This is a genomic window from Streptomyces sp. NPDC025793 (assembly GCF_055558375.1).
Genome location: NZ_JBVHMR010000018.1, coordinates 91,348 through 115,423 on the forward strand (window position 1 = coordinate 91,348; position 24,076 = coordinate 115,423).

The window sequence follows — 24,076 nt, forward strand, 5'->3', positions numbered from 1 at the left end:
GTCTGCCTATCGTCTTGACTTGATTGCCTTCTTGCCTCGATAAATGCAACTCATGAGTAGCGGGGTTTGGAGGAGGGACACCACAGATGAGACCCCTACGCATCGGCGCGGGGACGGCGAAGGCGCTCGCGGCGGCAGCCGTCGTCTTCGCGGCCGTACTGCCCGCCCAACCCGCCTACGCGGCCACGACGAACTTCTACGTCGACCCTGTCAACGGCAGTGACAGCAACTCGGGCACCAGCACCGCCGCAGCGTTCAAGACCATTCAGGCCGCCAAGGCCGCGGTCCGAGCCGTCAACGCGGACATGTCCGACGACATCGTCGTGAACCTGCGCGGAGGCACCTACCCCCTCACCACCCCGATCACCTTCGGCACCAGTGACTCGGGCACGAACGGCCACACGGTCGTCTACCAGGCGTACAACGGTGAGACGCCCGTGATCACCAGCGGCAAGGCGATCACCGGCTGGACCGCGGCGGCGGGCGGCGAGTACAAGGCGCCCGTGGGCACCCTCAACTTCCGGCAGATGTACGTCAACGGGGTCCGCGCCACCCGGGCCCGCTACCCCGACATCGGCTCGGACTTCCAGCTGCAGGGCAGTGACAAGACCAACAAACTGCTGAAGGTGCTCAGTTCGCAGGTCTCCGGCTGGGACCACCTCGACCAGGCCGAGATGATGCTGGAAACGCAGTGGGGCGAGAGCCACCTGCGGCTGAAGTCGATCAGCTCCGCCAACGGCACCGCCGACGTGTCGATCCAGGACCACGAAGCCGGGATCCTGTTCCCGCGCCCCTTCCCGGTCCTCTCCAACGGCTCCCCTCTGCACTTCGAGAACGCCCACGAGTTCCTCAACGAGCCGGGCGAGTTCTACGTCGACACGGCCGCGCAGACCGTCTACTACAAGCCCCGCCCCGGCGAGGACATGTCCACGGCCAGCGTGCAGGCCCCGACGCTGCAGACGCTGTTCGACATCAAGGGCACGAGCCTCGACAGTCCCGCCCACGACCTGCGTTTCTCCGGGCTCACCTTCACCCGGACCACCTGGATGGAGGCGACGAACAACGGCTACCTCAACGGTCAGGGCGGCAACTACAACCTCTCGGCCGACACCTCCAACAACCAGTACGTCGGCCGTCCGCCGGCCGGTCTCCAGGCCTCGGACGCCGATCGTCTCTCCTTCACCGGCAACACGTTCACGCAGATGGGCGCCACGGCTCTCGACCTGCACCACGGCGTGCACGACAGCACCGTGACCGGCAACCTCGTCCACGACATCGCCGGCAACGGAATCATGGTCGGCAAGTTCTCCGACCCCACCGTGGAGATGCACACCGTCTACAACCCGCCGACCTCCCCGGCCGGTGAGGACCCGCGCGAGGTCGTCAAGAACGTCACCGTCAACGACAACCTGATCACCCGGGTCGGTGAGGACTATCCGGGCACTGCCGGGATCAACGTCGGCTTCGTCAACAGCACCACGATCCACCACAACGACATCACCGACGCGCCGTGGGCCGGCATCTCCCTCGGCTGGGGCTGGCAGTCGGACGCCAACGCCGAGGGGAACAACTCCATCAGCTTCAACCGGATCGGCAACGTGCTCAACCGGCTGTGCGACACCGCCGGCATCTACCACCTCTCCGATGACCCGGGCACGGTCATCAACGGCAACTACGTGCACGACGTGGTGCGTACGCCGTCCGCCTGCACTTCCGCGGTCAGCGGCATCTACCTGGACGAGGGGTCGGACAACATGACCGTCTCGAACAATGTGCTGTCGCACACCGACGGATTCATCAACCAGAACCGCAACGGCACCCACGTCACACTCTCCGGCAACGCGACCTCCGGCACCTCGGTGATGCAGGCCTCGGGGCTGGAACCCGACTACCAGGGACTGCTGGCCAAGATCAACCTCGCATACAACAAGCCGGCGTCCGCCTCCTCGGTGAACGGCTCTGCCTGGGGCGCGGTCAAAGCCAACGACAACGACGGTGCCACCGGCTGGTCGCCGACCGGGAGCGACACCTCGGCCTGGTGGCAGGTCGACCTCGGGCAGGCCTACCGGCTCGGGCAGTTCTCTCTGACGATGCGCCAGGACATCGACCAGCCGGAGACGCGCAGCCAGTTCGAGATCCGTGGCTCCAACGACCCGTCGTTCGCCACCTACACCGTGCTGGGGCGTCAGGACGCCACCGTCCTGCCCTTCGCGTCGACGCTGACGGGGAACATCGACGTCCGCCAGAAGTTCCGCTATGTGCGGGTCGCCAAGACCGACGGCGCGTACTTCTTCATCGCGGACTTCAGTGTGCAGCAGGCCGGCGGGGCGCTTGAGGACTCGACCGGTACGCCGAACATCAACGCGGCGACGTACTACACGTTCAAGAACGTCAACAGCGGCCAACTGATGGACGTGTACCAGAACTCCACCGCCGACGGCGCGAGCGTCATCCAGTGGCCGAGCAACGGTGGTGCCAACCAGCAGTGGAACATCGTCCCGGTCAGCGGTCAGCTCTTCAAGATCGTGAACCGGAACAGCGGCAAGGTCCTCGACATCAACGCCTCCAGTCACTGGAGGGGGACCGCGCTGCAGCAGTACACCTACAACGGCGGCGACAACCAGCTGTGGTACTTCGAACCCACCAGCGGCGGGTACGTCATCCGCAACTTCGAGAGCAGGCAGGTCCTGGAGGTCGGCGGTGGATCGACGGCCGACGGAGCCGCCATCAGTCAGTGGATGCCGCTGAACCAGTCCAACCAGGCCTGGACGATCCAGTGACGGGGTGACCCGACGCGTCGGCGGATCCGCTCGCCCGGACGCGTCCGCCCGCCCTCAGCCCGCCCCCAGAGCCCACGGCAAGCGCGGTTGGGGGCACGGCTTGCTGTCCCCGTAGCGATGAACAAGGGAGTACATGGTGCCTGCGCTGCTCATCTTCCGAGAACTGCGCCGAGGGGTGGTTGTCTGCTTGGCCACGGTGGCGCTCGCCTTCACCGGCCTGATCGCCTTCAGCGGCGCCTCGCAGGCCGCTGCACAAGGGCCCTGCGACATTTACGCGGCGGGCGGCACGCCGTGCGCGGCGGCGCACAGCACCACCCGCGCGCTGTTCGCCTCCTACAACGGTCCGCTCTATCAGGTCCAGCGGGCGTCGGACAACATGGTGCAGAGCATCGGGGTGCTGTCCGCCGGAGGTGTCGTCGACGCCGCGGCGCAGGACTCCTTCTGCGCGGGCACCACCTGCACCATCACCCGCGTCTACGACCAGACCGGCGGCGGCAACACCCTGGTCTACCAGGGACCCGGCGGGACCGGCGGCGCCGACACGGCGGCCACCGCGACGGCCGAAGCGCTCAGCGTCGGCGGCCGGAAGGCGTACGCGCTCTACATCAACCCCGGCAACAGCTACTTCGCATACGACTCCACCGGGGGCGTGCCGACGGGCAGCTCACCCGAGGGCGCATACATGGTCACCAGCGGCACGCACGTCAACAACGGCTGCTGCTTCGACTACGGCAACACCGAGATCGACCACAAGGCCGACGGCAACGGCGCCATGGACGCGATCAACTTCGGCACGGAATGCTGGTTCGGCGGCTGCAGCGGGACAGGGCCGTGGGTGCAGGCGGACCTGGAGAACGGCCTGTTCTCCGGCGGCAGCAAGACGTGGAACCCCGACCAGGTCTCCCAGACCAGCCGCTTCGTCACCGCGATGCTCAAAAACAACGGCACCACCCAGGTGGCCCTCAAGGGCGCAAACGCCCAGTCCGGGAGCCTGACCCAGCTCTACAGCGGCGCACTGCCCAGCGGATGGAACCCGATGCACAAGCAGGGCGCCATCATCCTCGGCAGTGGCGGCGACTGCTGCCAGACCAACCGCAACGCGAGCGCGGGCACCTTCTACGAGGGCGCCATGGTCAAGGGCTACCCCTCCGACGCCACCGACGCCGCGGTCCAGGCCAACATCGCCGCGGCCGGCTACAGCACCGACACCACCGACCCCTTCACCCCGGGCGCGAAGGTGTCGCTGCAGGCCACCACCTCCTGCTGCACCAGCGACTACCTGCAGCGCGACACCAGCGACGACAAGGTCGTGATCGCGCCGGTGAGCTCCAGCAGTTCCGTCACCGACAAGGGCGACGCCACCTGGATCGTCCGCGCCGGCCTGGCCAACAGCAGCTGCGTCTCCTTCGAGTCGGCCAACACACCCGGCAGTTACCTCAGGCACTACGCGTTCCAGCTCCATCTCCAGCCCAATGCCGGCACCAGCCAGTTCGCCGCCGACGCCACCTTCTGCCCCAAGCCGGGCAACAGCGGCACCGGTTACTCCCTGCAGTCCTTCAACTATCCGGCCAAGTACATCCGCCACTACCGATTCACCGGCTACGTGGCAAGCAACGGCGGTCCCAACGCCTGGGACGCCACGTCGTCGTGGGCCCAGGACACCAGCTGGCTCGCCGCGGCCCCCTGGAGCTGACGAACAACGAACGTGTCGACGCACCCCACTCTGTTCGCAGAGTCGAGCAGTGTCCGAAAAACCGAACACCGGGGTTCTTCGACGCCTCACCGCACAACCCACCTCGTGAAGGAGCATTTCATGATCAAGCCACCGTGGATACGCAGCGTCAGACACGCGCTCCTCTCGGCCGGTGCCGCCGCCGCGCTCGCCGCCGGCCTGCTCACCGCCACGCCCACGACCTCGCAGGCGGCCACCCAGCAGCCATGCGACATCTACGCGGCGGGCGGCACTCCCTGCGTTGCCGCACACAGCACCACCCGCGCCCTGTACGCGACGTACAACGGCCCGCTGTACCAGATCAAGCGTGCCTCAGACAACGCGACCAAGGACATCGGTCTGCTGAGCGCCGGCGGATACGCCAACGCCGCCGCGCAGGACTCCTTCTGCGCGGGCACCAGCTGCATCATCACCGTCCTCTACGACCAGTCCGGCAAGGGCAACAACCTCACCCAGGCACCGGCGGGCGGAGCCGCAAGCGGGCCGGACAACCTCGCCAACGCCTTCGAAGCGCCGGTCACCGTCGGCGGGCACGAGGCGTACGGCGTCTACGTCGCCCCCGGCACCGGCTACCGCAACAACAACACCAACGGCATCGCCACCGGCGACCAGCCCGAGGGCATGTACGCGATCTTCGACGGCACGCACTTCAACGGCGGCTGCTGCTTCGACTACGGCAACGCCGAGACCAACAGCCACGACACCGGCAACGGCCACATGGAGGCCATCTACTTCGGCAACAACAAGATCTGGGGCTCCGGCAGCGGCAACGGCCCCTGGGTCATGGCCGACCTGGAGAACGGCCTGTTCTCCGGCGTGAACCAGCACCTCAACACGGGCGACCCCACCGTCAACAACCGGTTCCTGACCGCCATCGTCAAGGGCGGCCCGAACCAGTGGGCCATCCGCGGCGGCGACGCGCAGTCGGGCAGCCTGTCCACCTATTACAGTGGCGTGCGCCCCAACGTCTCGGGCTACAACCCGATGCACAAGGAAGGCGCGATCATCCTGGGCATCGGCGGTGACAACAGCAAGGGCGCCCAAGGCACCTTCTACGAAGGCGTCATGACCTCCGGCTACCCCTCGGACGCCACCGAGAACGCCGTGCAGGCCAACATCACCGCTGCCGGCTACAGCAGCGGTTCGACCAGCACCGGCTCACTGACGCCCGGCTCCCGGATCTCCCTGCAGGCCACCACCGCCCCCTGCTGCAGCACGCACTACCTCCGCCACGACGACGCCGACACCAAGGTCGTCATCTCCGACATCAACTCCTCCAGCTCGGCAACCGACAAGGCCGACGCCACCTGGATCGTCCACGCCGGCCTGGCCAACACCTCCTGCCTGTCCTTCGAGTCCGCCAACAACCCCGGCCGGTTCCTGCGCCACTTCGACTACCAGCTCTACCTGAACACCGACAACGGCGGCAGCTCGTTCGCGCAGGACGCCACCTTCTGCCCCACCGCGGGCAACAGCGGGGTGGGCAAGTCCTTCCGGTCCGTCAACTTCCCGGCGAAGTACATCCGCCACTACAACTTCACGGCCTACATAGCCAGTAATGGCGGCTCCAACGCCTGGGACTCCACGTCGTCGTGGGCCCAGGACACCAGTTGGCTCACCGCATCTCCCTGGAGCTGACGAGCAACCGGCGCGCGCAGCCACCCGGCCTGGCCGGCGGTCCGGCCGGGTGGCTGCGCGGGACTAGCCGGTGACGCGGTGGAAGGTCCACCGCTGGTTGGAGCCGCCGGTGTCGCGGTACTGGATGAGCGCGGCGCCGTCGGCCGTAGTGCCTCCGCTGACGTCGAGCACCTTGCCGCTGTTGCGGTTGACCAGGACGAATTCGCCACCGCTCTGCGGGCGCAGCTGCCACTGCTGGCTCACCCGGCCGTCGGCGGTCATCTGCACGATGCGCGCGCCGTCCGCCAGCGAGGACCCTGCCACGTCGAGCACCTTGCCGCTGCGCAGGCAGGTGATGGTGTGGTAGCCGTCCGCTGTGGACTGGAAGGCCCATTGCTGGTTCGGTCTGCCGGTGCCGGGCCACTGCAGCACGGTGGCGCCGTCCGCGAACGAGGCGCCGGAGACGTCGGCGACCTTGCCACTGCGCACGCTGACGCATGTGTAGGCCCTGGTGGGCGCGATAATGTACTGCACCGAGTCCACGTCGACGTAGCCGGTGCCGTTGGGGTTGTAGGTGTAGAGGCCGACCCGGTCACCGCGGTAACCGCCCCAGGTGAGCTGGTAGGTGCCGCCGAACGAGGTGAACGCGCTGCCGTCGAGGCTGTAGGAGAAGCGGCTGACCCCGTTCACATCCCACGAGGTGCGCAGCCACACGGCGTTCTGGGTGATCGCCGGACCGTAGGTCAGGCTGCCGCCGACGTTGTACGCGATCGTGGTGGTGGTGCCGGTGCGCCGGACGCCCAGTCCGGCGTAGGTGGCCGCGAAGTGGCACAGCCCTGCGTGCTGGCCGTCGGCGAGGCCGGCCAGTTCGAGGCGGACGGTCACCGTCGCGCCGCCCGCCGTGCGCAGCACCCGTTGGGTGAGGGTGTTTCCCACCTTGGTCAGATTGTCGGCCGCCAGCGGTGCGAACGCCTTCAGCCGGAGGCAGCCGGGGCGTTCGGTCAGCGACCAGTAATCCGCGCGCGGTTGGTAGTACCACTCCCACTGCGGCTTGAGGCGGCTGTCGGTGAACAGGTCGCTGGTCACCACGGGGGGGCAGTGCGTCGAGGGGCAGGCCGGGTGTGCCGCCGGCGGGTACCTGGCCGGTCCACACCATGCTGCCTATGCCGTCCGCGCCCACCTGGCCCAGGATCGGCCAGCCGTCCACCCAGGTCACGGGCAGCAGGGACAGCGGTCGTCCCTCCCAGTCGCCGTGGCCGTGGTGGGTCACGAAGTACCAGGTGCCGTCCGGAGCCTGCACCAGCCCGCCCTGGTTGGGCTCGCGGTCCACCGAGGTGTTGACGTGCTCCAGTTGCCGGGTCTCGAAGGGGCCGGTGAGGCTGGAACCGCGGTTCATCATCAGCACCCGGCCCTCGGACCTCACCTCGCTGTACAGGTGGTAGTAGAGGCCGTTGATCTTGTACAGCTTGTTGGCCTCGCTGCCCGGCGACTGGTGGATGACCGTGGACGGGCCGACCAGCGACCTGCCGTCCCCGGACAGCTTGAACAGGTGGATCTTGTAGCCGTCCGCGTAGTGCGTGGTGACCAGGTAGCCCTGGCCGTCGTCGTCCCAGAAGGGGCACGGGTCGTCCCAGCCGGAGGTCCGCCACACCGCCGTCAGCGGATCCCACGGCCCGCTCGGCGAGGGGGCCGACGTCATGAAGAAACCCTCGTCGGGGGTGTTGAAGTACACCCAGTACCGGCCCGCGTGGTAGCGGATGGCCCCGGCCCACACACCGCGGCCGTAGCGGTTCATCTGGTCCCAGTTCAGGGCTGGTCCGATACCGGTGAGATCACCCACCGCGCCGCCCAGTGTCCGCCAGTCGACCAGGTCCTTCGAGTGCAGAACGGCCACGCCGGGCGAGTACCCGAACGTGCTGGTGATGCCGTAGTAGTCGGCGCCGACCCGGATGCAGTCCCAGTCGCTGAAGTCGCCCGGGAGGACGGGGTTGACGTAGGTGCCGTCGCCCTGATCGCCCCACGTACCGGCGAAAGGTGTGGCTGCCGCCGCCGCGCCGGGGGGCAGCAGGCCCGGCAGCAGGAGGGCCCCGGTGCCGACCGCGGCGAGCCGGCCGAGCTGTCTTCTGGTGATGTCCACGATGTCCGTCCTCGGAGGGAATCAGTCCACGTTCACCGCTTGCCACAGCTGGCCGGCGGCGTTCGTGTCCGTCGTCTGCACGAGCTGGGCGCCTGCTGTCGTCGACGAGCCGGACACCGCGAGCAGCATGCCGCTGTTCACGTTCTTGATCTTGTAGTAGCCGTTTCCCGCAGCGGTCAGTTTCCAGTGCTGGCTGTCAGCGTTGTCGTCGGCCTGCTGGATGACGGTCGCGCCGTCCGCGGTGGATGCGCTGGTGACGTCCAGCGGCAGGCCGCTGTTCTGGTTGACGATCTCGTAGCTGCCGTCACCCACCGCGACGAACCGCCAGTCCTGGTTCTGCGCTCCGGTGTCGTTCCACTGGATGACGTTCGCCCCGGCGGACGTCGATCCGCCCGAGACGTCGATCGTCTTGCCGCTGCTCTTGTTGAGGACCTTGTAGAACGCGTTCTTGGCGGGGAAGGGGACGGAGGCGAACGCGTCCAGCGCGCAGACGGTGTTGGACGAGGCCGCGTTCTTCGTTCCGTCGCAGACGACCTTGATGGTGTGCGGACCCGCGGGGAGATCCGTCTTCTCGAACAGCGGCACCTGTTTCGTCACCGTCGGGGCGTAGGCGTCGATGCCCGACCGCGCCAGGGTGCCGTCGATGTAGACGTCGACCTTCCCCATGTTCGGCTGCTTCATGCTGAGATACCGGACGCCCGAGCCGGTGAACGAGTACTGGATGTAGTCGCCGGTCTTGTTGGTGTACCTCTCGGATCCGTTGAAGTCCTTGGAGTCGTTCCAGTTCGACCAGGTGGAGGAGTAGGTCAGACCCGAGTCCTTGTCGTCGACGTAGGCCCATCGCTGCCGTACGAGGGACTTTGACGCGGCGGACGCGTTCCCCTGGGCGTCCACGACGTAGAGGCGGTAGTCGCCGACCGTCGGCGGGACACTGATGGTCGTCGCCGTGCCGGACGCCTCGGTCATGGTGGGGCCGGCGGCGAACGTCGTCGTACCCGAGGGAGCCAGCCAGAGCGTCTTCGTCGCGTCGCCGAGGCTGCGGACGGGGATGGACGACACGCCCTTGCCGGTGAAGGTGCTCGCGGGCAGGGCGTAGTCCTGCGGGCCCAGGTCGCTCTGGGGGACGAGGTCCTTGTAGGCGTCCTCCAGACCGGAGTTCACGGCGATGCCGTACGCCTGCGACGGCCACACGTCGTCCGCGTACGCGTGTACGTCCTGGATGGTGCTGTTCGGGACGCTCTTGCTGAAGATCTTGTTGATCGTGCTGTAGGTGTTGGTGATGCTGAGGTCGTGCTGGCGGCCCCATGTACCGGAGTTGATGGTGTAGGCGACGCCCGGGTCGATGTCGAGCACGTTGTCGTGGAAGTTGAGGTAGGCGGACCCCTCATCGGGGTGCAGTCCGTACTTGTGGCCGGCCGGCACGCCCTGGATGTAGTTGTTGCTGATCACGGTGCCCGGCTGGCTCCCCAGGTCGTAGATGGGAGCGGAGTCGCCCAGCACCTGCATCGTGTCGACGATCTGGTTGTAGCTGATGGTGTTGTTCTTCGCCGTGGTGGTCGGTGTCCCGGGGTTGATGGAGTTCGCCGAACCGTCGAAGTTCCACCATCCCCAGCCGAGGGTGATGCCCGCCCACGGGGACTTCTCGATCCGGTTGTGCTGCACGGACAGCGTGTCTGTGAAGTACGCCGACACGGGGCTGGACCCCTGGAACAACACCGCACTGTCGTAGAGGTAGTTGTCCGTGATCGAGATGTTCTTGCAGAGACCCTCGACGTCCACCGGATACTTCTCGTGGTTGGTCGAGGTGTAGTCCCCGATGTACACGTGCTGTGGGTGCCCCACGGTGATGGCCGATCCGGCTATGTCGTTCGTGACGTTGCCGGTCAACTGCGAGTTCGTCACGTCGTTGACCAGGCTGATGCCGTCCGCGCCGGTGTGCTGCACCCTGTTGCGCTGCAGGACGATCCCGTCGGCGTTCTGGATCTGGATGATGCCAGGCGGCAGGTCGACGTTGCGGTAGGTGTACGCGTGGAAGTTCTGCCTCGCGTACACGGTCGAGCCGGCGTTGCCCTGTTGTCCCTGCCGGAAGACGGAGCCCGCGACGTTGACCAGGTTCCAGTCGGAGTGCTCGACCGTGAGCCCGGAGAACGTGATGTTCCGCGCGTGGTCGGTCGTGGACGTACCGGCGATCTTGATGAGGGTGGACACGTTGTTCGGCGCGAAGACCTGCGCCGACGTCATGTCCTCGGAGCCGGACTTGTAGTAGTAGAGCGTGTGGCTCGTCTTGTCGAAGTAGAACTCGCCGGGCTGATCCAGGAATTCGTATGCGTTCATGACGGTGTGGCCGCCGCTGCCGGCCTTGAAGTTGCCGTTCGGCGGTCCCTGGGCGATGGCCGCGCCCGGCTCCTGGAACAGGGCCACCCGGTTGGCGCCGTCCGAGCTCGTGGTGATCTGGCGGACGCCCACGATGGCCGTGGTCCAGGTCGTCGTCGACTGGATCTCCACGTCGTCCTGGTTGGAGGCGACGGCGGGCAGATCGGAGAGGCTGTACTTGGCCCCGTCGCACTGCGCACCCGACTCCCACGCCCAGGAAGCCTGGCCGGCCGTAACGGCGTAGGACCCGTAGCATCCCGCCGAGTTGATCGTCTTGGAGGCCATCTTGGCGCGCTTGCCGTTGACGTAGAGCGAGCGGAGCTTGATGTCGCGGTTGAGCGTGGCCTTCCAGATGTTCCCGCTGTGCCGTGTCCAGCCGGTCACCTGAACGCCTCCGTTCAGCACCGGCTTCTCGTTCTGGTAGGCGGCGTACACGACACGGTGGCCGTTCGTTCCGGAGTCGGCCGGCGTGAAGTCGATGGTGCTGCTCACCGGGTAGTCGCCGCCGCGGAGATAGACGTTGATGTCTCCGGTCATGTCGCGGTTGACCGTGCGCACGACGTCCCGTGCGTGTTGCAGGGTCCTGAACGGCGCGGTGATCGTCCCGGCGTTGGCGTCGTCGCCGTCGGGGGCGACGTAGTAGGCCGCCTGGGTCGCGGCCGAGGCCGGGGTCGGCGTCGTGAGGGATGTCAGCAGCACCGCGGACAAAGCCATGGAAAGCACTGCTGACACCGTGCGGATGGTGGAGGTGACGGGCTTCATCGTCCGCCCCTCCTGCTGCTGCGAACGGTCGGGAATGCGTTCATGCGGCGGCTCCGGGGGTGTTGTCGGTGCGGTTGACACCGTCTTCAGCACAAGCGCCGACGGTCAGCTGCAGGCGGGAAGGCGGTAGAAGGCGGTCGCGGTGCCGGCGAGGATCGCCTGGATCTCGGTGGCGGAACAGCCGCCGAGCAGTTCGTCCACGGTGGCGGCCCAGCGGTTCCAGCCGCCCGCGAGGTTCGCGACCGGCCAGTCGGAGCCGAACATCAGGCGGTCGGGGCCGAAGACAGCGAGCAGGATGTCCCAGACCGGGCGGATGTCTGCGGTGGTCCAGCTCTCGTGGTCCGCCTCGGTGATCAGCCCCGACACCTTGCAGACCACGTGTGGGTGTGCGGCCAGCAGAGACATCTGGCGTTCCCACTCGGCCAGGTCACCGTCGGCGATCGGCGGCTTGCCTGCGTGGTCGAGTACCTGGGGCAGGTCGGGGAAGCGTTCGGCCAGCCGGATCGCCTGGCCGAGCTGGTGGCTGCGGACGAGCACGTCGTAGCGGAGCCCGCGGTCCCGCACGGCCGCCAACCCGCGTTCGACGTCGGGGTGTTGCAGCCAGTCCGGGTCCGTCTCGCCCTGGACGAGATGACGCAGGGACCGCAGATGTGTCCCGCCCGGCCCGGCGAGCAGTCGGTCCAGCACCTCGCCGATCGCCGGCGACGTCAGGTCGGCCCAGCCGACGACGGCCCCGATCAGTGGTTCCCGCTCCGCGAGCGCGAGCAGGTCCTCCGTCTCGGGCACGTCCGGTGTGCACTGCACGGCCACCGTGCTGTGCAGACGGCGGCCCGCGACGGTCCCGGTGGCGGTGGTACGCAGGTCGTCGGGGGTGAAGGTGCGGCGGATCGTTGTCAGGGCGGGGTCGTCGAGCCAGGGTTGCGGACGCTGGTCGAGGTCCCACAGGTGGTGGTGGGCGTCGACGAGGGGCAGATCGGAGGTCACTGGGGGGTCCAAGTCGGGTCGGTCCGGTGCGGGCGGTTCAGGCCGTGGCGTCGTCGCCGGGCGGACTCAGGTGCCAGATCTCGGCGAGTTCCGTCCACTGGCGCGCGTCACCCCGGTCGGGCCACGGCTGCTGGCAGGGGTCGGTGAGCTTCCACCACTCCTGGGTTTCGGGGTCGGCTTCGAGTGCCGCCATGTCGGCCTCGAAGTCGTCGCCGTGGTACTCGAGGTAGGCGAACAGCACATCGCCGTGGAGGAAGATGCTGTAGTTGCCGATGTTCGACCGGTGCAGGGCGGCCTCGACGCCGGGCCGGACGGCGCGGTGGAGTTCGAGGTACTCGCGGCGGCGTTCGGGCCGGAGCCTGATGGTCTGGGCGATGCGTTTCATCACGCACCCTCCTGAGAGGTGAAGGGCGTCCGGTAGCTGGGGGTGTTGGCACGCAGCCGGAGGCGCAGGGTGAGTCGGATGCGGGTGGACGCGGGCAGCCGGACCGTCAGGTAGGCGCTGTCGCAGACCTGCTCCGTCTCGGTTACGACGGGCTCGCGGTGGCCGTAGTCGTACATGTCGCCGATCCAGCCGTCGTGCGCGCAGGTCGTGTACCGGACAGCGGTGACGGTGTGCTCGGCGAAGGCGCCCGCCTGGACGATCACCGTGCGCTCGGCCCCAGGGGAGAGGTTCACCAGCTCGACGGTCGTCGCCTCGGGGTCGATGGAGGCGACCAGCGCGGCCACGTCCGGGGGCAGGCCGGCACGGCGGGCCTCGGCGTCGTGGTAGCGCAGCCGGGCCTGCTGCAGACCACCGTTGTACAGCACCTGGGGGCCGCCCCAGGTCAGCTGGACGAGGGCCTCGGTGACGACGGGGTTGCACTGCTGCCACACATGGATGTCGGCCTCGGGCACGTCCAGGTCGCGGTAGCGGTCGATGCGCCGCAGGCGGTGGCGGACCTGGGCCTGGGCGGTGGCGAGGATCCGCTCGGGATAGCCGGGGTCGTCACCGGCGAGGAAGGCGAACCACGCCTTCTCGTGCCCGGACTCCTCCTTGGCCCGGAACGGCCGGACGGTGCGCCAGTCGATGCCGTCGGCCTCACGCAGCCGCTCCAGCCGGGCGCGGTCGGTGTCGGAGGCCGTGTGGTGCCACAGGGCCACCGGTACGGGCGCGGTGGCCGGGTTGTAGTCGAACCAGCCCGAGTCGTTGTGGCGGAACGGCAGGTGCGGTGTGGGGGTGTGGACGTCGGGGCCGAGTTCGACCGCCCACTTGGAGGGGAGGCTGGAGTCCGCCTCGGTGTGGGGCATCACCTTGGCGTGACCGATGAGGGTGTCGAGCGAGGTCGCGACCATGGAGAGGTAGTCGTCGTCCCCGGTGACCGTGGCCGCCGCGAGCGCCGCCACACAGGCCGCGTGGCCCACGCTGTGCCAGCCGTGCGGCCAGGACCAGCCGTAGTGGCCGCCGTACCAGCGTCCCTCCAGCAGGCTGCCGACGGCCCCGTCCGGGCCGGCGTTGTCCGGGACGAGACCGCCGTTCGCCTCGGTGCGCTCCCGCCACGCGCCCACGTACTCGGTGATCCACTCGCGGTAGCGCTCCTCGCCGGACAGGATCCAGGCGTTGAGGACCAGCCCGGCCGCGGCGAGGTTGACCGCGGTGTCGCCGACGCCCATCCGGTCCCGCATCTGCGTGCCGAGGCGCGGGTCCGCGGAGAGCGGGTAGGGGCCGCCGTCCGCCTCGGGGATCCAGTCGAGCGGGAAGCCGTAGGTCTCCGCTTCCTTGAGCAGCCAGGGATAGACGTCGCCGTCGAACAGGCCGGTGCGGTCGGGGTCGCTGCCGTTGTGCGGGCGGGCGATGACGCGGTGGGCGGGGTCGTAGTTGCCCTTGGCCGGGTCGACGTACAACTCGGCGAAGCGCAGGGCGCGCTCGGACCAACGCTCGGGAGCGGCCATGCACAGGAAGTAGAGCAGGAGCAGGCTCTCGCCCTGGTGGAACCAGTCGTAGCCGCGCTCGTACTCGTCGTGCAGCATGCCGAGTTCGGTGAGCTGGCGGGTCACGCCCTCCCAGTGCTTCTCGCTGGCGGGCAGCAGGTCGTCGGCGCCGCCGAGGAGGTACAGCTGGGGCCAGTTGAAGAACACCTCGTAGAAGTCGTCCACACCGTCACGGGTGGTCAGCGGGCCGGTGTACTTCAGCCGTCCGTCGGGGCCGGTGAAGTCACGGGCGAAGCGGCGCCAGGCGTGGTCGAGCAGGTCGAACAAGGACCGCTGGGCCACGGCCCAGCCGGGTGGTTCGAGCAGCGGCACCCCCGCCTCGATCTCGGGTGGCGCGACCGGGTGGTCGCGGGGGGCGTCCTCGGCCGTGGTGCGGTCGGCAGAGCTGAAGGGCATGGGAGAACTCCGTTCGGGGCGGGCGGCGGGACGGCGCACGCCGGGGACGACGGCCGGGACGGGCCGCTATTCCTTGGTGGCGCCGGCGAGCATCCCGCTGACCAGGAAGCGCTGGGCGAAGAGGAAGACGATCAGCACGGGAGTGATGGCCACGAGTGTCGCCAGAGCCAGCTGCGGGCGCTCGATCGCGAGGGTGCCGACGGCCGGATTGAAGGACGGCACGTTGCTGAGCAGGGTGCCGACGCCCACCTGGATGGGCATCTGACTGCTCTCGGGGAGCATGACGTACGGCAGGAAGTAGTTGGTCCAGTTGGCGACGAAGCTGAAGAAGCCCACGAGCGCGATGACCGGCGTCGCCAGCGGCAGCGCGATGTGCCAGAAGACGCGGAACTCCGAACAGCCGTCCACGCGGGCCGCCGCCAGCAGGTCCTTCGGTACGGCGGTGGTGAAGTAGATGTACGTCAGATACACCCCGAACGGGTAGAACGAGTACGGAAGGATGATCGACCACATGGTGCCGATCAGATGCACCGCGTTGATCTCCAGGAACAGCGGCACCACCAGCGTGGCGTTCGGCATGAGCATCACGACCAGCGTCGCGACCAGCAGGGTGTGCCGACCGCGGAACTCGGTCATGGCCAGGGCGTATCCCGCCGGAACGGCGACGGCAAGGGTGATGACCAGCGAGATCGCCGCGTAGAGCGCGGAGTTGCCCAGCCACTGCATGATGGCGTCGTCCTGGAACGCCGTGAGCCTGTCCCAGTTGGCTTTCAGCGCGTGCCAGGAGCCGAAGGAGAGCGGGTTGCCGTGGACCAGTTGCTGGTCGGTCTTGGTCGCCGCGAGGGCGAGCCACAGCACCGGCAGCACGAAGAAGGCCAGGAACACGGCCAGCACGGAGCCGGTCAGCAGTCGGGAGGGCAGGTGCCGTACACGTCGGCGGTGGTGCGGCGGCCGGGGGTGGGACGGACTCATGACGGGCGCCTCCCGTTGCGGGCTCGGTGTGGCGGCGACGCGGCTGCCAGGGGTTTTAGTCGGCATCGAAGAACCCCGACCGTGCGACGAAGAGGGCGGCGGCCGACACGCTGACGACCAGGAGCTCCACCGAGACCGCGGCGGCGCCGTTGATGTTGTTCATCTGGAAGGCGAAGTCGAACGTCAGCTGGTTCAGCGAGTAGTCGCGTCCGGCCACGCCCACGCTGGCGAGGGACAGCAACTGCGGCTCCACGAAGAGCTGGGCGCCGCCCGCGAAGGCCAGGATCACCATGTACACGATCCACTTGCGGAGCATCGGGATCTGTATGTGCCAGGCGGTCTGCCAGGCGCCCGCGCCGTCGATGCGCGCGGCTTCCATGACGTCCGTGGGGATGTTGTCGAGCGCGCCGTACATGACGACGATCCAGCCGCCCGCACCGGTCCAGAACGCGATGATCGTGAACAGCAGGGGCAGGTTGCCGGGCGCGATCACCTCGCCGAAGGTGTCGAGACCGAGGGCGCCCAGCAGCGCGCTGACCGGGCTCACCGTCGGGTCGAGCATGAACAGCCACACCAGCACACTCGCGGCACCGGCGAGCGCTCCTGGGATGTAGTACAGGAAGCGCAGCGCCTTGCCGGCGGAACCCGAGGCCAGGCGATGCAGCAGCAGCGCCAGGGCCACCACGAACACCACCAGGGACAGGAGCCAGAAGGCGAGGTAGACGGCGACATGGCTCACGGCGTCCAGGAAGCGGAAGTCCTGCGCCGTGGTGACGAAGTTGGCGAAGCCGGTGACCGTGCCCCCGGCGTCGGTGAAGGCGAAGTAGACCGCGTAGGCGGTCGGAAGGACGCCGAAGACGACCAGCAGGAGCACGTAGGCGGCGACGAAGGCCATACCGGCCCGGCTCTGCCGGGCGGCGCCGCGACGGCGCCGCGTGGCAGAGCCTGCCGGGGAGTGGGTGAGGGTCACTGGGAGACCTTGTATCCGTTGGACTCGGCGTACTTGACGATGGAGTCCTGCCAGGTCGCAAGCATCGAGACGACGGTCCTGCCCTGGGTCAGGCCGGGCTTGACGGTGGCGGCCCAGATCGCCTCCTGGCTGAACTGGCCCGAGCCCCAGCCCGACCAGACTTGGGAGGACGCGGTCTTGAGGGCGCTCAGGTCACTGGCGAAGTATCCGGAGGCGTTCTGCCCCTTCAGCCATACCTCGGCTGCCGGCGCGTACGCGGGGAAGCCCGGTGCCTTCTCGCCCTGGTAGGCGGTGTCGGTGGTGACCCACTTCAGGAAGTCGGTGGCGGCCTTGATGTGCGCGGAGTGCTGGGACAGCAGCCAGGTGCCGCCGCCCACGTTGCCGGTGGACGGCGAGGTCTCGCCCTTCCACTGGGGGATGGGCGCCGCCGCGATCTGCTTGGCCGGGGTCTTGAAGGTGCCCTCGAACAGCGCGCCGCCGTACCAGGCGGGGCCCGGCATGAGCAGGACCTTGTCGGCCTTGTTCTTGCCGAAGTCGGTGCTGAAGACCCCGCTGACGGACATGGACTTGTTCTTGATCAGTACGTCCATCAGCTTGGCCATCCTGGTGCAGGCCTCGCTGGTGGTGTTGACCGAGACGGACTTGGGGCCGGTGATGTGGTTGGCGGCGCACTTGCCCGCCCACAGGTAGATCTCGGGTGTGAAGGCGTCCCCCGCGTCGCCCACCAGGTAGCCGGGGTGCTCCTTGGCCGCCTTCTCGCCGAGCTGCTGGTACTCCTCCCATGTCGTGGGCACCGTGTAGCCGAACTTCTTCAGCAGCGGCGCGTTGTACCAGAGCACTGCCTGGGAGAGGTCGTTGCGCAGGCAGTAGACGGTGCCGTTGACGGTGCAGACGTCGTTGGCGCCGTCGGCGAAGTTGGCCAGGGCCGTGGAGGCGATCAGGCCCTTGTTGAGCGGCGCGGCGAAGCCCACGTCGACGGCCCAGGTCACCTCGTTGTTCTGGGAGCTGAAGACCACGTCCGGCCAGCCCTTGCCGGTGCGGTTGAAGAGCTGGACCTTGGTCTGGAGGTAGTTGGAGCCGTTGGCGTCGCCGTCGTAGGTGACGATGTCCATCTTCACGTCCGGGTGCTGCTTCTGGTACAGCTTCGCGGCCGCCACACGGGTCGCGTCCACCCAGACGGTCAGCGCACCGTCCTTCTGCGGCGCCTGAGCAAAGCCGTCCTTTTCCGTCGTGCCTGTGGCGCCACCGCCGGCGCAGGCGGTCAGGGTCAGCGTCGCGGTGGCCGCGCAGCAGGCCAGCAGCACCGCACGGCTCCTGCTGGATCCCCTCTCCCGGCCGGACGAAGGCTTGTTGACGGTCATGTGCGACTCCACTGGTTTCACAGGGCGCCCCGAGCAGATGGGCAGGTGGCGCGAGGATGGGGCGACGCCAGGCCATACGGGTCGGCGCCGGGGACCGCGGACGGCCGGGCCCGCTTGCCGTCGCGGAAGAGATTAGGCGCCCTATAGTGAGACCAGTCAAGGTGTGTGCCGCATTCTTCTCCCTGATCCACGACCCTGTCTCCGCATATGCCAGAAATTAAGCCCGATACATGCCTTATTGCGGCTATCGCGACTACAACTCTACGGCGCGGATCTTCCCGTAATGAGTACTACTCATTATTGAGCTGCGGTAGAATGAGCGCGGCTCCACAGCGATCAACCGCCCTCGCAGCAGTCATCCCGAAGGCAGGACAGATGAACGACACGCCCGCGACCGAAGCCGCCCTGTCGGCGCAGGCCTCTCCCGCCGCGGCAGCAGCGGTGAACGGCTCGGACGAGCAGCGTGACTACCGTCCCGGCTACGAAGTCGTGGCGGAGCGGATCCTCGAGTTCATCGCCGAGTCCCGGCTGGCGGCGGGCGATCGGATGCCCACGGAGAACGATCTGGCCCAGAGGCTGAACACCAGCAGAGCGGTGGTGCGGGAGGCCGTGAAAATCCTTTCGGCGCTCGGCCGGGTCCGGGCGCACAAGGGGCGCGGACTGTTCGTCGCCGACGACGAGGGCATGCTCATCACCAGCCGCTGGGGTGGCTTCTTCCGCCCCGTCGACCTCGATCATGTACTTATGCTGTTCGAGTTCCGCAGGGTTCAGGAGATGGCCGCGAGCAGTCTGGCCGCCACTCGTGCCACGCCCGCCGAGCTGCGGACCATCGAGGTGGCCGTGCAGCAGTGCCGGCACGGATTCGCCCACGGTCAGGTCGACGAGTTCAACCAGGCGGACGACGACTTCCACGAGGCCGTGGCTGCGGCCTCGCACAACGCCTTCCTCGTCAGCGCCGTGCGGGACGCGCGACGCCTGCAGCGGCAGTCCAGCGCGATCGGGATCCATGACATGTTCGGCGATGGCACCGAGTCCGCGGTCGTGGAGCACGAGGTGATCTACCGGGCCATTCGCGACGGTCGGCCCGAGGAGGCGGCCGAGGCTACGGCGACACATCTCGACAGGACACTCGAGGACTACCGGCGGGAGATCCAGCGGCGCCTGTTCGGCTAGCGTCGGGTTCGGTTCCCACCTGACCGGCTGGATCCTGAACGACGGACCGCGTGGTCCGGCAGTGCAGCGAGTGAGTCCCTGTCCCCGGTCGTCCCCGCTGCACGGACCCGCACGGGGATCACCGCGGTCCGTGCGGCAGCTCCCGGATTCCACCGCAGAGCTGACCGGCCGGTGAGCACATACCGACGGGGGCACCGTGCCCCAGCGCTCCGTCGTGTCCTGACCATGGGCGGTTGCCCTGCCGGGGCGGTGCCCTTGCCGAAAACCTGTCCGCCCTGGTGGGAGTCGGTGTGCGGTTCGGCGACCGCGGTCGCTTGCGCCTGTGCTCTCCCACGGTCGGCGATCGCTGCGACATGATGATCGGCCGTGCTGCCGCGACTGGTCCGCAGGGGCGTCACGAACGCGTTCGCCGCTGCGCGCTCGTCATCACGGTCACAGTGATGGCCCTGGCCCCCCGGGTCAGGGGGGTGCCGGGGCCCCTCGGCGACTCCTCGTCCGCGATCCCGCTGAGGAGGATGATTCAGATGCCTTTCGCCGCCACATGCGCGATGACGCGCCTGATGTATTCCTCGCGGTGCCGAAGCAGTTCAGCGCTGATGAGGATGCGGTTTCCGCTGATGGGGAGGAACAGGGTGCCGGTGATGGGCAGCGCGGTCACCTTGAGCCGGAATCCGCCGAGGCGGGTACCGGTGGCCCTCTCGTACTCGCGCACGGCATCCCTCATGCGCGGAGCACCACGCCCCGGACGGCTTGCGTTCGCGACTTCGCGTTTGCGTTCGGCGCTCCACAGGCGGACGACATCACGGTTGTCCTCGACGATGCGGCCCAACAGGCCGCCCGGAGACAAGGGAACCGCCGATTCGTCCTGCTCCGAGGCTGCCAGTGCGCGTTCCCACCACCGTAGCCACTCGGCGCCAACGCCTCTGTCACTGTGCACAGTTGAATCGATCGCCAGGCTCGGCCGCGCCACGACTGCCGGTAGGCCCAGCGGGTCACGGATGCCGAGCGCGTCGCGGACTGCCAGCGCAGCGGCCAAGTGGTAGGAGTACCCCAGGGCCACTTGCCACGGCGCGCTCGACACCGATCCCATGAGTCTTCCTCTGTGTCAGACGATCTCTGCGCTGTCGGTGGGGCCGCCGCTTGAGCAGATGTCGCCGTCCCACAGGAGCGCGTCGCTGGAGGGAGAGACTCCCGCGGTCTCCCAGCCGGGTCCGCCGGCGTTCGCGTCCCACTCGCCCTCCCAGGACGAGTCGAATGCCAGCCCGCCGCCCCACGAGTAGGTGTCCGAACCGTAGTCGTCGGACCTGCTCGCCTGCCAGTGGTAGGCGACCGCGTCTTCGTCGAGATCGAACCCCGTCTGGATCTCCATGTTGTAGCCGCCGACCGGATGCACCCAGATGTACGAGTCGCCGCAGTCCCCTTCGACGACGTCGTCGGGGTGGACCTTCGCGCGGTACGGACTTCCGTCGGGGTTGATCGCCTTGGGCGTCGGTACCGTGTGCTGGCTGCCATCGGGTGCGGTGACGACCTTGAAGCCGTGGGCTTTCGCGAGCTTCGCGTTCACCCCGGTCACCCGCATCTTGACGACCTTCGCGCCCCTGGGCGGCGCGTGCACCGGTGTGTGACCCGCGTGAACTCGCAGCCCTGCAGGTCCGACGCGATGGGCGGACGGGACTGCCTCGGCGGTGCCGATACCGGCACCCGTGAGCGCGGACGCCGCAAGCACTGCGACGAGTGCGCGTGTGAACATGGCACGCTTCATTGCTGTTTCCCCCTGTAACCGCCGCGAGATCTCTTCCCGGGTCAGTTACCCGGTGTCCCACAGCAGACAGGCCGACACTACGACCCATAGCGGCACATGTTCCCCAGCTCTCCCATGGTTGACTGATTCAGGCCAGAGGTAGGGCTTATTCCGGGGTGTTGCCACAGCGGACATGGCCTCGAACAGGTACATGTTCTGACCGTCAGCGATCAGGGTCTGGTCGATCGGGGCGGAGCCCGGGACGCTGCCGGTGAACAGCGGCTGCGGCGCGGACCAGCCGTTGGGGTCGATGGGGTCGCTTGAGGTGCGGTGGACGAAGGGTCACTTGTTGCCGTACACGGTCAGCTGGTTGCCGTCCGTCAACGTCCACTGCTGGTTGGTCCCGCCCCGTGCAGTCCGAGATCTGCGGGTACGTGCCGTCGGCCTGGCCGGCGCCACCAGACCAGGGTCGCGGCCACGGCGACGAGCACCACAGAAAGATGTCTGCGGCGGGAACTACGTCTGCGCATGGGGACCTCGTATTCCTTGACTGAGCGGGTTTCCGGTTCGGCCCCGTCGGAGACTGTGCGGACCTCGATGGGATGCGGCCCTCCCGTGTTCGCCATTCCAACAACGGCCGAGGAATCGAGCAAAGTGCTCGATAGGGATTCGGTGAACAGCGTCAACACCTCTCACATGATTCGCGAGCCGAATTCGGTGTCTTACGCCCGACGGCGCGTGCCCGACGGTGTGGCCTTCGAGCCCCGAGCTCTCCCAGTTGTCGTGGGACTCGGTGACCGGCGGCAGGCCGGCCCCGCGTCGCACGGGCGCGAGTAGGCGGTCAGAGTCGAGGTGACAAGGGCGTGCGGGAGGTCAGCCGAGCCGGGCTGCGACGTCGGCCCCTTGCCGTACGAAGACGGGGATGCGTTCCAGTGGGGCCTGCGCGTCGAGCGTCGTTCCGCCCTCCACGACGTCTCCGGTGACCGGGTCGAGCCAGCGGGCGCCGGACGGCAGGTACACCCGGCGGGCCCGGGCGCCCGCCTCGTACACGGGTGCCACCAACACGTCCGGGCCGAGCAGGAACTGGTCGTCCACCTCCCAGGCGCGCGCGTCCTCGGGGAAGTCGAAGAACAGGGGGCGCATCGGCGGGGCGCCGGTGCGGTGGGCGTCCTCGGACAGCCGCCGCAGGTACGGGCGCAGGCGCTCGCGCAGCAACAGGTGGTCACGGAGGATGCCGTACGCCTCCTTCCCGTACGACCAGACCTCGTTCGGCCCGCCGGTCATGTCCGTGGAGAAGGCGGGGTGGTTGGGCTGCCTGTCCCCGTGCAGCCGCATGACGGGGCTGAAGGTGCCGTACTGGAACCACCGGATCAGCAGTTCGCGGTACGCGGGGTCGTCCGGGTTGCCGCCGAAGAAGCCGCCGATGTCGGTGTTCCACCAGGGGATGCCGCTCATCGCGACGTTCAGGCCGGCCCTGATCTGGCGCGCGAGGGAGTCGAAGGTGGTGGGGATGTCGCCGGACCACAGCAGGGCCCCGTACCGCTGGCTGCCCGCCCACGCGGAGCGGATCAGCGACAGGGGCCGGTCCTCGCCCGCCGCGCCCAGGCCGTCGGCGACCGCGCGGGCGTGCAGCAGGGGGTAGAGGTTCGCGGCCACGGCGGCCGGCCCGGCGGTGTAGACGGCGCGGTCGGAGTGATCGCGCGGCAGGTCGGGCTCGCAGGCGTCCAGCCAGAAGCACGCCACGCCCCTCGAACGGTAGTTGTCGTTCAGCCGCTGCCACAGCGCGGCGCGTGCTCCGGGGTGAGTGGCGTCGTAGTACGCCATCGGGCGTATCAGCGCATCTCCGCCGTACCGGGACGGCCACGGGAAGGTGAGCAGGCCGCCGTCGGCGTCCCGGACGAGGTGTCCGGCCGAGCGCAGTTCGTCGTACGTGTCACTGCCGGGCTCGACGGTGGGCCACACCGAGACGGCGAGTTTCACCCCGAGGTCCGTCAGCTCGTCGACCATGGCGGCGGGGTCGGGCCACTCGCTCTCCTCGAATCGCCAGTCTCCCATCCTGGACCAGTGGAAGAAGTCGCAGACGATGACGGACAGCGGCAGTCCCCGCTGCCTGTACTCCCGTGCCACCGCCAGGAGTTCGTCCTGGGTGCGGTAGCGCAGCTTCGACTGCCAGAATCCGGACGCCCACTCGGGCAGGAGGGGCGGGCGTCCGGTGGCCCGGGTGTAGGAGTCCAGGATCTGGGCCGGGGTGTCGCCGGCGGTGATCCAGTAGTCGATGCGCCCGCCGGCGTCGCCGGTCCACCGGGTGGCGTCGGCACCCAGTTCGACACGGCCCGTGGCGGGGTTGTTCCACAGCAGTCCGTAGCCGCGCGAGGAGTGCAGAAAGGGGATGGCCGCCACGGTGTTGGCCTGGACGAGGTCGATCACACAGCCCTTCTGGTCCAGGCGCCCGTGCAGATGCTGCCCCAGGCCGTGCAGCCGTTCACCGTCGCAGGCCTCGAAGGACTGTTCTGTCCGGCCGCCCGCCGCGTGGACGCGAGAGCCGGTGTGATGCGCGTACGGGCTCCTCTCGGCGAGGAGTTCGCGGCCCGAGACGGCGTGGCAGAACCTCAGCCGGCCGTCCGCCGACGCCTCGACAGCGACGAGGCCGTTGACCAGGCGGGCACAGCCGTCGTCCGATACGGACAGGTCGGCGTGCGGGCAGGGCGCGGGGTTCTCCAGCGCACCGGGGGCGGCGGGGTCGATGGTCCCGGACGAGGCCCGCACCCGGACGGCGTCCGGCCCCCAGGGCTCGATGCGGAGGATCTCTGCGACGCTGTGCCGCTCCAGACCGCCCGCGACAATGCTGTAGGACAAGGTGTTTCCTCTGTTCTTCTCAAGTGGCGGGTGAGTACGGCCGGTCGCCGATCACCGACGCCGTCTGCGTTCTTCACGGCAGGAGCAACGACCCGGATCCAAGGCTGTCTGTCCCAGCGCCCGGAGCCGGGCGACGGAGTCGGCGGGCATTCGGCGGCAGAACGCGAGGTGGTCCTCCCCGTAGCCGCGCGGGGCGCACTCCACGACAGACGGCACCCCAGGCCGATGGAGCCGCGCAGTAAGGCGTCGAG

At 68.3% G+C, this 24,076-nt stretch carries 15 protein-coding genes and 2 pseudogenes; 4 read left to right on the forward strand and 13 right to left on the reverse strand.

All coding sequences use genetic code 11. From position 1 onward, the window contains the following. Nucleotides 1–86 precede the first annotated feature (86 nt). From ACZ4MF_RS29970 to ACZ4MF_RS29980, 3 genes are all read left to right on the forward strand, one after another. Nucleotides 87–2,780, forward strand: coding sequence for an RICIN domain-containing protein (locus ACZ4MF_RS29970; RefSeq protein WP_467494969.1), 2,694 nt, complete (start codon nt 87–89; stop codon nt 2,778–2,780). Between the two features lie 133 nt (nt 2,781–2,913). Beyond that, the gene (locus ACZ4MF_RS29975) at nt 2,914–4,473 is read left to right on the forward strand and encodes an alpha-L-arabinofuranosidase B (protein ID WP_467494970.1); all 1,560 of its coding nucleotides are present in this window, start codon (nt 2,914–2,916) and stop codon (nt 4,471–4,473) included. A gap of 120 nt (nt 4,474–4,593) precedes the next feature. After that, entirely contained in the window at nt 4,594–6,150 is a 1,557-nt protein-coding gene (locus ACZ4MF_RS29980) for an alpha-L-arabinofuranosidase B (RefSeq protein WP_467494971.1), read from the forward strand. A 63-nt stretch (nt 6,151–6,213) separates the two neighbouring features. Here the strand turns inward: ACZ4MF_RS29980 and ACZ4MF_RS29985 are convergent, their stop codons facing one another. From ACZ4MF_RS29985 to ACZ4MF_RS30025, 9 genes and pseudogenes are all read right to left on the reverse strand, one after another. After that, on the reverse strand, nt 6,214–7,218 hold the full coding sequence (locus ACZ4MF_RS29985; protein ID WP_467494972.1) for an RICIN domain-containing protein: 1,005 nt from the start codon (nt 7,216–7,218) through the stop codon (nt 6,214–6,216). Nucleotides 7,219–7,381: 163 nt separating this feature from the next. Then, nucleotides 7,382–8,266, reverse strand: a pseudogene (locus ACZ4MF_RS29990) (glycoside hydrolase 43 family protein); the annotation flags it as partial. Between the two features lie 21 nt (nt 8,267–8,287). Then, nucleotides 8,288–11,353 (reverse strand): RICIN domain-containing protein, encoded by a 3,066-nt coding sequence (locus ACZ4MF_RS29995; protein ID WP_467494973.1) that lies wholly within the window; start codon nt 11,351–11,353, stop codon nt 8,288–8,290. 153 nt (nt 11,354–11,506) lie between these two features. Next, nucleotides 11,507–12,397, reverse strand: a complete 891-nt coding sequence (locus ACZ4MF_RS30000) for an amidohydrolase family protein (RefSeq protein WP_467494974.1) — start codon at nt 12,395–12,397, stop codon at nt 11,507–11,509. Nucleotides 12,398–12,422: 25 nt separating this feature from the next. Then, nucleotides 12,423–12,770, reverse strand: a complete 348-nt coding sequence (locus ACZ4MF_RS30005; RefSeq protein WP_467494975.1) for an L-rhamnose mutarotase — start codon at nt 12,768–12,770, stop codon at nt 12,423–12,425. After that, entirely contained in the window at nt 12,770–14,752 is a 1,983-nt protein-coding gene (locus tag ACZ4MF_RS30010; RefSeq protein ID WP_467494976.1) for a DUF8034 domain-containing protein, read from the reverse strand. The genes ACZ4MF_RS30005 and ACZ4MF_RS30010 overlap by 1 nt, the downstream gene beginning before the upstream one ends. Nucleotides 14,753–14,818: 66 nt before the next feature. Beyond that, on the reverse strand, nt 14,819–15,724 hold the full coding sequence (locus tag ACZ4MF_RS30015; protein ID WP_467494977.1) for a carbohydrate ABC transporter permease: 906 nt from the start codon (nt 15,722–15,724) through the stop codon (nt 14,819–14,821). Between the two features lie 55 nt (nt 15,725–15,779). Continuing rightward, nucleotides 15,780–16,694 carry a carbohydrate ABC transporter permease gene (locus ACZ4MF_RS30020; RefSeq protein ID WP_467494978.1) on the reverse strand — a complete coding sequence of 305 codons (915 nt, stop codon included), beginning with the start codon at nt 16,692–16,694 and terminating at the stop codon, nt 15,780–15,782. Next, nucleotides 16,691–18,055, reverse strand: a complete 1,365-nt coding sequence (locus ACZ4MF_RS30025; protein ID WP_467494979.1) for an ABC transporter substrate-binding protein — start codon at nt 18,053–18,055, stop codon at nt 16,691–16,693. The genes ACZ4MF_RS30020 and ACZ4MF_RS30025 overlap by 4 nt, the downstream gene beginning before the upstream one ends. A gap of 375 nt (nt 18,056–18,430) precedes the next feature. On the opposite strand from ACZ4MF_RS30025, the gene ACZ4MF_RS30030 reads away from it, so the two are divergent. Then, nucleotides 18,431–19,228: a FadR/GntR family transcriptional regulator gene (locus ACZ4MF_RS30030; protein WP_467494980.1), complete on the forward strand. Its 798-nt coding sequence runs from the start codon at nt 18,431–18,433 to the stop codon at nt 19,226–19,228. Nucleotides 19,229–19,748: 520 nt separating this feature from the next. Here ACZ4MF_RS30030 and ACZ4MF_RS30035 read toward each other — a convergent pair. The 4 genes and pseudogenes from ACZ4MF_RS30035 to ACZ4MF_RS30050 all read right to left on the reverse strand — a co-directional run bounded on the left by ACZ4MF_RS30035 (nt 19,749) and on the right by ACZ4MF_RS30050 (nt 23,825). Next, entirely contained in the window at nt 19,749–20,318 is a 570-nt protein-coding gene (locus ACZ4MF_RS30035) for a hypothetical protein (protein ID WP_467494981.1), read from the reverse strand. A 15-nt stretch (nt 20,319–20,333) separates the two neighbouring features. Beyond that, nucleotides 20,334–20,978: a hypothetical protein gene (locus ACZ4MF_RS30040; RefSeq protein WP_467494982.1), complete on the reverse strand. Its 645-nt coding sequence runs from the start codon at nt 20,976–20,978 to the stop codon at nt 20,334–20,336. A 186-nt stretch (nt 20,979–21,164) separates the two neighbouring features. Continuing rightward, a pseudogene (locus ACZ4MF_RS30045) lies at nt 21,165–21,311 on the reverse strand (non-reducing end alpha-L-arabinofuranosidase family hydrolase); the annotation flags it as partial. A gap of 531 nt (nt 21,312–21,842) precedes the next feature. Beyond that, nucleotides 21,843–23,825, reverse strand: coding sequence for a glycoside hydrolase family 31 protein (locus tag ACZ4MF_RS30050; RefSeq protein ID WP_467494983.1), 1,983 nt, complete (start codon nt 23,823–23,825; stop codon nt 21,843–21,845). Nucleotides 23,826–24,076: the final 251 nt, after the last annotated feature.

Excerpts from the sequence above, each read along its gene's own strand:
- ACZ4MF_RS30035 (WP_467494981.1), bottom strand. The coding sequence starts at position 20,318 with ATGGGATCGGTGTCGAGCGCGCCGTGGCAAGTGGCCCTGGGGTACTCC.
- ACZ4MF_RS29970 (WP_467494969.1), top strand. The coding sequence starts at position 87 with ATGAGACCCCTACGCATCGGCGCGGGGACGGCGAAGGCGCTCGCGGCG.
- ACZ4MF_RS29980 (WP_467494971.1), top strand. The coding sequence starts at position 4,594 with ATGATCAAGCCACCGTGGATACGCAGCGTCAGACACGCGCTCCTCTCG.
- ACZ4MF_RS30030 (WP_467494980.1), top strand. The coding sequence starts at position 18,431 with ATGAACGACACGCCCGCGACCGAAGCCGCCCTGTCGGCGCAGGCCTCT.
- ACZ4MF_RS30010 (WP_467494976.1), bottom strand. The coding sequence starts at position 14,752 with ATGCCCTTCAGCTCTGCCGACCGCACCACGGCCGAGGACGCCCCCCGC.
- ACZ4MF_RS30025 (WP_467494979.1), bottom strand. The coding sequence starts at position 18,055 with ATGACCGTCAACAAGCCTTCGTCCGGCCGGGAGAGGGGATCCAGCAGG.
- ACZ4MF_RS29975 (WP_467494970.1), top strand. The coding sequence starts at position 2,914 with ATGGTGCCTGCGCTGCTCATCTTCCGAGAACTGCGCCGAGGGGTGGTT.
- ACZ4MF_RS30005 (WP_467494975.1), bottom strand. The coding sequence starts at position 12,770 with ATGAAACGCATCGCCCAGACCATCAGGCTCCGGCCCGAACGCCGCCGC.
- ACZ4MF_RS30015 (WP_467494977.1), bottom strand. The coding sequence starts at position 15,724 with ATGAGTCCGTCCCACCCCCGGCCGCCGCACCACCGCCGACGTGTACGG.
- ACZ4MF_RS30040 (WP_467494982.1), bottom strand. The coding sequence starts at position 20,978 with ATGTTCACACGCGCACTCGTCGCAGTGCTTGCGGCGTCCGCGCTCACG.
- ACZ4MF_RS29995 (WP_467494973.1), bottom strand. The coding sequence starts at position 11,353 with ATGGCTTTGTCCGCGGTGCTGCTGACATCCCTCACGACGCCGACCCCG.